The sequence below is a fragment of the Arhodomonas sp. KWT genome, assembly GCF_010993615.1.
Map to the genome: position 1 here is coordinate 1 of NZ_WNXE01000667.1, position 916 is coordinate 916.

Below are 916 nucleotides of genomic sequence, written 5' to 3' on the forward strand. Positions count from 1 at the left end.
GGGGCGGTGCCACCGCTGGGGCCGGCGTCGCCGGACGGTTTCCGGGTTCTCCACAGAAGCTGTGGATAACCCTGTGGAGGAAACGCGGATAAGGGATCTAAATCCCCGTCGTCACTGAGACGCTTTTGGATTGATCAAAAACCGGGCACGCTTGTATTAATTTGTTTAAAAACATGTTTTTAAATTGTTTTTCTATATTCCACATAAGAAATTTTTCCCAGATGACACACCCGTGAAGCCTCCGGAGGGGACCTGTGCATAAAAATGCCGATGTCAACCCCGGCGAGGGCGCCGTCTTCCTCGACGCCGATTCGCTGGACCGCGGTGACCTGGACATTTCCGCCCTGGAGCGTGAGCTGCCAGGCATGGCGTGGTACGGCACCACGCCACCGGAGCACGTGGCCGAACGCGTCGGCGATGCCGGCTGCGTGGTGGTCAACAAGGTGGTGCTGGACGCTGCCTTTTTCGAGGCGCATCCCGCGGTGGCGCTGGTGTGCATCGTCGCCACCGGCACCAACAACGTGGATCTCGAGGCGGCCGCCCGCCACGGCGTGACCGTGGTCAACTGCCAGGGTTACGGTACGCGCTCGCTGGCCCAGCACGTGCTCGGGCTGGTGCTGATGCTCGCGCGCAGTATCCCCGCCTATGTCGACGACGTGCGCGGCGGGGTGTGGAGCCGATCGCCGTTCTTCTGCCTGCTCGACCACCCGATCCGCGAGCTGGACGGCATGCGCCTCGGGCTCGTGGGCTACGGCGCCATTGCCGAGGAGGTCGGGCGTGTCTGCGCCGCCCTCGGCATGGAGGTCGTGGTGGCGGAGCGGGCCGGCCAGGCGCCGCGGTCGGGACGCGTGGGGTTCGACACGGTCGTTGAGACCAGCGACGTGATCAGCCTGCACTGTCCGCTCACGGAGCAGAC

General features: G+C 64.1%; 1 protein-coding gene. It reads left to right on the plus strand.

The window, feature by feature from the left end:
- Window positions 1-254 precede the first annotated feature (254 nt).
- The coding region (locus G7A99_RS21585; protein WP_163143982.1) for an NAD(P)-dependent oxidoreductase at window positions 255-916 on the plus strand (662 nt) is incomplete at its 3' end.